The 7,426-nt window shown below is 64.4% G+C and carries 4 protein-coding genes; 2 read left to right on the forward strand and 2 right to left on the reverse strand.

Features of this window, described 5'->3' with window-relative positions; genetic code table 11:
* Positions 1-118 precede the first annotated feature (118 nt).
* Positions 119-1,315: an anaerobic nitric oxide reductase flavorubredoxin gene (locus VN419_RS00975; RefSeq protein ID WP_325643483.1), complete on the forward strand. Its 1,197-nt coding sequence runs from the start codon at positions 119-121 to the stop codon at positions 1,313-1,315.
* A 288-nt stretch (positions 1,316-1,603) separates the two neighbouring features.
* Here the strand turns inward: VN419_RS00975 and VN419_RS00980 are convergent, their stop codons facing one another.
* Positions 1,604-2,614, reverse strand: a complete 1,011-nt coding sequence (locus VN419_RS00980; RefSeq protein ID WP_325643485.1) for a hypothetical protein — start codon at positions 2,612-2,614, stop codon at positions 1,604-1,606.
* A gap of 295 nt (positions 2,615-2,909) precedes the next feature.
* Complete coding sequence (gene nifJ, locus VN419_RS00985) at positions 2,910-6,560, reverse strand: pyruvate:ferredoxin (flavodoxin) oxidoreductase (protein WP_325643488.1); 3,651 nt, start codon at positions 6,558-6,560, stop codon at positions 2,910-2,912.
* A 372-nt stretch (positions 6,561-6,932) separates the two neighbouring features.
* On the opposite strand from nifJ, the gene VN419_RS00990 reads away from it, so the two are divergent.
* Positions 6,933-7,426, forward strand: a 494-nt coding sequence (locus VN419_RS00990; RefSeq protein WP_325643490.1) for a SulP family inorganic anion transporter, incomplete at its 3' end; no start/stop codon positions are given.

Raw genomic sequence — 7,426 nt, forward strand, 5'->3', positions numbered from 1 at the left:
CCCTATTGTTGCGTAGAATGGAACACAGAACATAATGCGTATGCGGCGGCAGGCAAGGGCACTGTACAGCCTCCTCCGCATTTGGCATAGAATGAGGCAAAAGCAAAAGGAGATACGCATGACCTTCAAAATCACCGACGCCGTGACCTGGGTGGGCAAGCGCGACTGGGAGCTCAAGCGCTTCCATGGCGAGGAATATTCCACGCACAAAGGCAGCACCTACAACGCCTATCTGGTGCGCGACCAGAAAACCGCGCTCATTGAAACCGTGTGGGCGCCCTTCGCGGGCGAGTTCATCGAGCAGTTGAAGGCCGAGGTGGACCTCAAAACCATCGACTACGTCATCGCCAACCATGCCGAAAGCGACCACAGCGGCGGCCTGCCGGAACTCATGAAGCTCATCCCCGGCGTGCCCGTTTACTGCACGGCCAACGGCGTCAAATCCCTCAGGGGCCACTACCATCAGGACTGGAATTTCCAAGTGGTCAAGACCGGCCAGCGCCTGAGCCTGGGCAGCCGTGAACTCATCTTCATCGAAGCGCCCATGCTGCACTGGCCGGACACCATGTTCGACTATCTGACCGGCGAGGACATCCTGTTCAGCAACGACGCCTTCGGCCACCACCTGGCCACCGAGGGCATGTACAACGACCTGGCCGATCCCTGCGCCCTGGAGGCGGAGTGCATCAAGTATTACGCCAACATCCTCACGCCCTTCAGCGCCCTGGTGAAACGCAAGATCGAGGAGTTCGCCTCTCTGAACCTGCCGCTGAAGATGATCTGCCCCAGCCACGGCACCATCTGGCGCGAGAATCCCATGCAGATCGTGTCCAAGTACTTGGAATGGTCAAACAACTACCAGGAAAATCAGGTCAGCATCGTCTACGACACCATGTGGAACGGCACCCGGCGCATGGCCGAGGCCATGGCCGAAGGCTTGGCCCAGTCCGACCCCGCCTTGCGCGTGCGCCTGTTCAACGCGGGCAAGGCCGACAAGAACGACATCGTCACCGAGATCTTCCGCTCCAAGGCCGTGCTCGTGGGATCGCCCACCATCAACAAGGGCTACCTGTCCTCCCTGGGCGGACTGCTCGAAATGGTGCGCGGCCTGGGCTTCAAGAACAAGAAGGCCGCGGCCTTCGGCGCCTACGGCTGGAGCGGCGAGTCCGTGAAGCTCCTCACCGCGCAGCTGAAGGAATGCGGCTTCGAAGTGCCCGCCGCCTCGGACGCGGGCATTCGCGCCATGTGGAATCCGGACGCGGACGCCCTGGAGCAGTGCCGTGCATTCGGGCTGGAGTTCGGCAAGAGCCTGTAAGAGGAGAAGGGAGAAGAGAATAGCCTCCGGCGGCCAGGGGGTATGCACCCCCTGGACCCGCGGGCCAAACGGGAAGTCCCGGAGCGCGGCAGCGCTCCGGGACTTCCCGTTTGGGAAACATCGGGTTTCGAGTCCGCCTGGGCTGGCCATGCACGGTTTTTGTGCCGCCCACGACTCTGTCATTCTCAGAAAAGACCTTGCTGTCCTTGTCGGGGGCGGGGGAGGCAAGCTCCCGGCGAGTTCCCAGCGAGGACACGGGGCGGGACAAGGGGCGCTGGCCTTCCCGCCCTAGCGCGTCTGCTGGCGCAGGCGCTCCCGGTCGGCCAGGGCCTTGCGCACGCGGATCTGCGCCTGGTCGATTTCTTCGACCGGTTTGGCGCAGTGGCGGTCGGCCTCCTGGTAGCGGATCAGGGCTTGCTCCAGGCGCCCGGCGTGCTCGTCGCACACGCCCAAGAGGTAGGGCAGGGCATAGCTGCGCGGATTTCTGGCGGCAACCTCGGCCCAGGTGTCGCAGGCGCTGCTCATACGGCCCGAGGTGGCCTGGTCTGCGCCCGCGTCGATGGCCTTCTTGTCGGCCGAGGTCAGGCCGGAATTGTCGTCAAGGAGGAGCGGGACGTCTTCCCGCACGGGGTGCGGGGCCACCTGCCGCAAGAAGCGCGCTATGGCCTTGCCGCGGGCCCTGGTAATGAGGTCTTCGCCAGCGGCAGGGGCCTCGCCGTCGCCGCGGCACACGCGGCTTTCCGCAGTCTCGGCGAATTCCTCCGAGTAGATGACCTTGCCCCCGCGCGATTCGGCCACCTTGGGAATGAAGGCGAAGGTGCCGGTGCGGCGCAGGCAGCGCACCGGACGGGTGGCGTACTTGCTGCAGCCGCCGTTCTCGTTCCAGCTCACGCAGACGCTGCGCTTTTCTTCGGTGGGCACGTCGCGCAGGTCGTTGCGGGTCACGGTGCCCAGCAGCACCCCGTCGGCCCCGGCCTTGCGGCCGTAAGCCCCCAGGGAGGAATCGTTGAACACCAGCTCCACGCCCTGGCTTTCAGGGAAGTAGCCCTTGGCGCTGTAGTCCACGATGGTGAAGTAGGGCCTGCCCTGCACCTGCACGGAGGTGAGGGCGTGCTCCAGCGCGGCGGTGGTCACGTTGCGGTGGTCGTTGTGGAAGGGCAGCACGGCAAGGCGGCGCAGTTGCGTCACCTCATGCGCTGGCGCGGGCTCCAGATTTTCTATGGTCACGGTCCTGGCGCAGCCCAGGGCGGCAAGGCAGGCCCAGGCAAGGGCAATGAGGCGGAGCGGACGCTGCGGCATGGCTTCCCTGTGTGCGGCGCTGGGCCGCGTTGCTTGGTTGTGATGCCCCGCATGAGCGCGTACGGCCACGTCCGCGGGGCGTGGGTGCAGAAACCCGATCCCACGGCTTCTGTGTGCCTCAAGCGGCGGCAAAAACCAAGCCATGTTCACGCGTTCGGCCTGAAAAAGTGCGTCTGGCTCAAAGCCTCGCTGACGGGTTTCCTCTGTCCTGCCGTCCGTTGGGGCGCAGGCGCCAGGGGCAACAAAAAAGGCCCCGGATCTCTCCGGGGCCTTAGGTATGCGTTCAGCCTGCGGTCTACTTGCCGCCGCGGCCGTCGTCGCAAGGTTTGGAGGAGTTGCCGCTGTCGGACATGGCGCAGGGCTTGGCATCACCGGCCGGAGCCGATGAGGGCGCGGCGGGCGGGGTGAAGTCCAGGCCGCCCTCGACGCAGGCGAGCTTGGGATCGTCCATGAGCTTCAGCTGCTTGTAACGCTCGTAGTAGGCGGCCTCGATGCCCGCGCGCAGGCGCTTGGACTCGTCGGGCTGGGCCTTTTCCAGGGCGGCGTAGCGGTTCTCGCCGGAGAGGAAGGCCTGCAGGGTGCCGTCGGGGGCCTTGGACTCCAGCTTGAAGGGATTCTGTCCCTGGGCGGCCAGCTGCGGGTTGAAGCGGTACAGGGGCCAGTAGCCGGAGGTGACGGCCAGCTTGGCCTCTTCCTGGCTCTTGCCCATGCCCTTGCGGATGCCCTGGTTGATGCACGGGGCGTACGCGATGACCAGCGACGGTCCGGGGTAGGCCTCGGCCTCCTGGATGGCCTTCAGGGTCTGGTTCTTGTCCGCGCCCATGCTGATGCTGGCAACGTAGACGTAGCCGTAGGTCATGGCCATGCGGCCCAGATCCTTCTTGCCGGTCTTTTTGCCGCCCGCGGCGAACTTGGCGATGGAGCCGAGCGGGGTGGCCTTGGAGGACTGGCCGCCGGTGTTGGAGTAGACCTCGGTGTCCATGACGAAGATGTTGACGTCTTCGCCGCTGGCCAGCACGTGGTCCACGCCGCCGTAGCCGATGTCATAGGCCCAGCCGTCGCCGCCGAAGATCCAGATGGACTTCTTGGTGTACAGGTCGGCCATGGAGGCGATCTCGGCCAGCAGGGGATCCTTGGTGTTCTTGAGCAGGCCCTTCAACTGGTCGCCTGCGGCCTTGGAGGCCACGGGGTCGCTCTTGCCGGCCAGCCAGGCGGCCGCGGCTTCCTTGATGGCGGGGCTTGCGGAGGACTCGGCCACCTTGGCCATCAGGTCGGCCAGTTTGGCGCGGCGCTGGGTCACGGCCATGTTGAAGCCGAAGCCGAACTCGGCGGCGTCTTCGAACAGGGAGTTGTTCCAGGCCGGGCCGAAGCCGTCCTTGTTGGTGCAATAGGGCGCGGCCGGGGCCGAGGCGCCCCAGATGGAGGAGCAGCCCGTGGCGTTGGCGATCATCATGCGCTCGCCGAAGAGCTGGGTGATGAGCTTGACGTAGGGAGTCTCGCCGCAACCCGCGCACGCGCCGGAGAACTCAAGCAGGGGCTGCTGGAACTGGCTGCCCTTCACGCTCTCGCGCTTCACCAGGTCGCCCTTGATGGCGACGGTCTCGCTGAACTCCTGGTTGGGCACTTCAGCGGCGGTCTGGGTCTCCAGGGGCTTCATGACCAGGGCCTTGGTCTTGCTGGGGCAGATGTCGGCGCAGTTGCCGCAGCCCATGCAGTCCAGCGTGTTCACCTGGATGCGGAAGGCGAGGTCCTTCAGCTCCTTGCCCTGGGCGGGCAGGGTTTCGAAGGTCTTGGGGGCCTTTTTCATCTCGGCCGCGGTGGCCAGCACCGGGCGGATGGTGGCGTGGGGGCAGACAAAGGCGCACTGGTTGCACTGGATGCAGTTGTCCTTGATCCACTCGGGCACGAGGATGGCCACGCCGCGCTTCTCGAACTGGCTGGTGGCGGCGGGGAAGGAGCCGTCGGCCGCGAAGGCGGACACGGGCAGGCTGTCGCCCTTCTGGGCCAGAATGGGCCGCATGACGTTTTCGACGAAGGCGGGCGCCTTGGAGGCGCTGGCGGGCTTGTCGGCCGCCTTGGCCCAGGAGGCGGGCACCGCGATCTCGATGAGGTTGGCCAGGGTCTGGTCAACGCCGTCCACGTTCATCTTGACGATCTTGTCGCCCTTCTTGCCGTACTCCTTCTTGATGGATTCCTTCAGGAGCGCGATGGCCTTGTCGATGGGCAGCACCTTGGCCAGCTTGAAGAAGGCCGTCTGCATGATCATGTTGATGCGGTTGCCCAGGCCCACGGAGGCGGCGATTTTGACCGCGTCGATGGTGTAGAGCTTGATCTTCTTGGTGGCGATGGTGCGCAGCATGGACGCCGGGAGGTTGGCCTCCATGTCGGCCACGGTGCTCCAGGTGGAGTTCAAGAGGAAGGTGCCGCCGTTCTTGATGCCTTCGAGCACGTCGTAGATGTGCACGTAGCTGGACTTGTGGCAGGCGATGAAGTCGGCGGTGTCCACCAGGTAGGTGCTCTGGATGGGCTTTTTGCCGAAGCGCAGGTGCGACACGGTGATGCCGCCGGACTTTTTGGAGTCGTAGGCGAAGTAGCCCTGGGCGTACAGCGGGGTGTTGTCGCCGATGATCTTGATGGCGCTCTTGTTCGCGCCCACGGTGCCGTCGCTGCCCAGGCCCCAGAACTTGCACTGTACGGTGCCTTCGGGCGTGGTGGCCAGCGCCGGTCCGGCGGGCAGGCTGGTCTTGGTCACGTCGTCTTCGATGCCGACGACGAAGTGGTTCTTGGCCTTGCCCTTCTCCATGTTCTTGTACACGGCCATGACGTGATTCGGGCGGAATTCCTTGCTGCCCAGGCCGTAGCGGCCGGCGATGAGCTGCGGGATGGCTCCGGCGCGCTCAATGAAGGCGGCGCAGACGTCCTGGTACAGGGGGTCGCCGAGGGCGCCCGGCTCCTTGGTGCGGTCGAGCACGGTGATCTTCTTGACGGTCTTGGGCAGCACGGCGAAGAAGCTGGCGGCGTCGAAGGGGCGGTACAGGCGCACCTTGATGAGGCCGACCTTCTTGCCCTTCTTGGCCATGGCGTTGATGACTTCCTGGATGGTCTCGCAGCCGGAGCCCATGGCCACGATGATGTTCTCGGCATCGGGCGCGCCCACGTAGTCGAAGGGCTTGTACTTGCGGCCGGTGAGCTTGCCCACCTTCTTCATGTTCTCGATGACGATCTTGGGAACGGCGTTGTAGTAGGGGTTGGCGCGCTCGCGGCCCTGGAAGTAAATGTCCGGGTTCTGGGCGGTGCCGCGCAGGTTCGGGTGCTCCGGGTTCATGGCGTTTTTGCGGAACTCGGCGATCTTGTCGTGGTTCACCAGTTTCGCCATGTCGGCGGGGTCGATGACCTCGATCTTCTGAATCTCGTGGCTGGTGCGGAAGCCGTCGAAGAAGTGCATGAAGGGCACGCTGGCGTCGATGGCCGACAGGTGGGCCACCAGGGCCAGGTCCATGCACTCCTGGACCGAGGAGGAGGCGAGCATGGCGAAGCCGGTCTGGCGGCAGGCCATGACGTCCTGGTGGTCGCCAAAGATGGACAGGGCGTGCGCGGCGATGGCGCGGGCCGTGACGTGGAACACGCCGGGCAGCAGTTCGCCGGAAATTTTGTACATGTTCGGAATCATGAGCAAGAGGCCCTGGGAGGCCGTGAAGGTGGCGGTGAGCGCGCCGGCCGCCAGGGAGCCGTGGACCGCGCCCGCGGCGCCCGCCTCGGACTGCATCTGGCGGATGTTCACCACTTGGCCGAAGATGTTCTTCGTGCCTTTGGCGGCCATTTCATCCGCAATCTCGCCCATGGTGGACGACGGGGTGATGGGGTAGATGGCCGCGGCTTCACTCATGGCATAGGCCACGTGCGTCGTGGCCGAGTTGCCATCCATGGTCTTCATTTTCTTCGCCATGTTCGTATCCCTCTTTTCAGATGGAAGTTTTGGACTGGTTGGTAGCGTATCACTGGACCTAGATGAATTTCGTCTACTTCGCAACTTGTGTGCCAAAAAGAACGTGTTTCTCGTTGACGTATTATTTCAGCATATTGCATGACTGTCCAGGAACCTGGCCCTTGTCCGGTTGAAATTTGTCCGAAAAATCGGGCAACGCCGGAAGCGGGGGAAATCAGCATGCTGCGCGTTTTTTTTCTCGCGCCAGTCCGCAATTTCAGACAAGCGCCCAAAGATTGCTCCAGGTCGGCGCAAATTGCGCTGGCGTACACACGCCTGTTGCGCTAAATCTGCCTTGGATGGGAACAGCAACCATTTTCACCTCAGGACGCCATGGAACAGTGTGAACTGCCGCAGCCGAAAACGGCCCTGCAAAAGATGGCGCAAGCCGCACCGCGCTTTCTGCCCGTGCTTGGCTGGTGGCCGCAGGTAAACGGCCGCACCCTCAAGGCCGATCTCTGGGCCGGGCTCACGGGCGCGGTCATCGTGCTGCCGCAGGGCGTGGCCTTTGCGGCCATCGCCGGACTGCCGCCGCAATACGGCCTCTACGCCGCCATGGTGCCGGTGATCATCGCCGCGCTGTTCGGCTCGTCCCTGCATCTCGTCTCCGGCCCGACAACGGCCATCTCCCTCGTCATCCTGGCCAATGTGGGCCACTTCGCCGAGCCCGGCAGCGCGGAGTACATCCGCCTTGTGCTCACCCTGACCTTCCTCGCCGGCCTTTTCCAGCTGGGCCTGGGCCTGGCGCGCATGGGCGCGGTGGTGAATTTCGTCTCTCACTCGGTGGTCACGGGCTTCACCGCCGGGGCGGCCATCCTCATCCTCAC

The organism is Humidesulfovibrio sp. (assembly GCF_035560995.1).
GTDB lineage: Bacteria > Desulfobacterota > Desulfovibrionia > Desulfovibrionales > Desulfovibrionaceae > Humidesulfovibrio.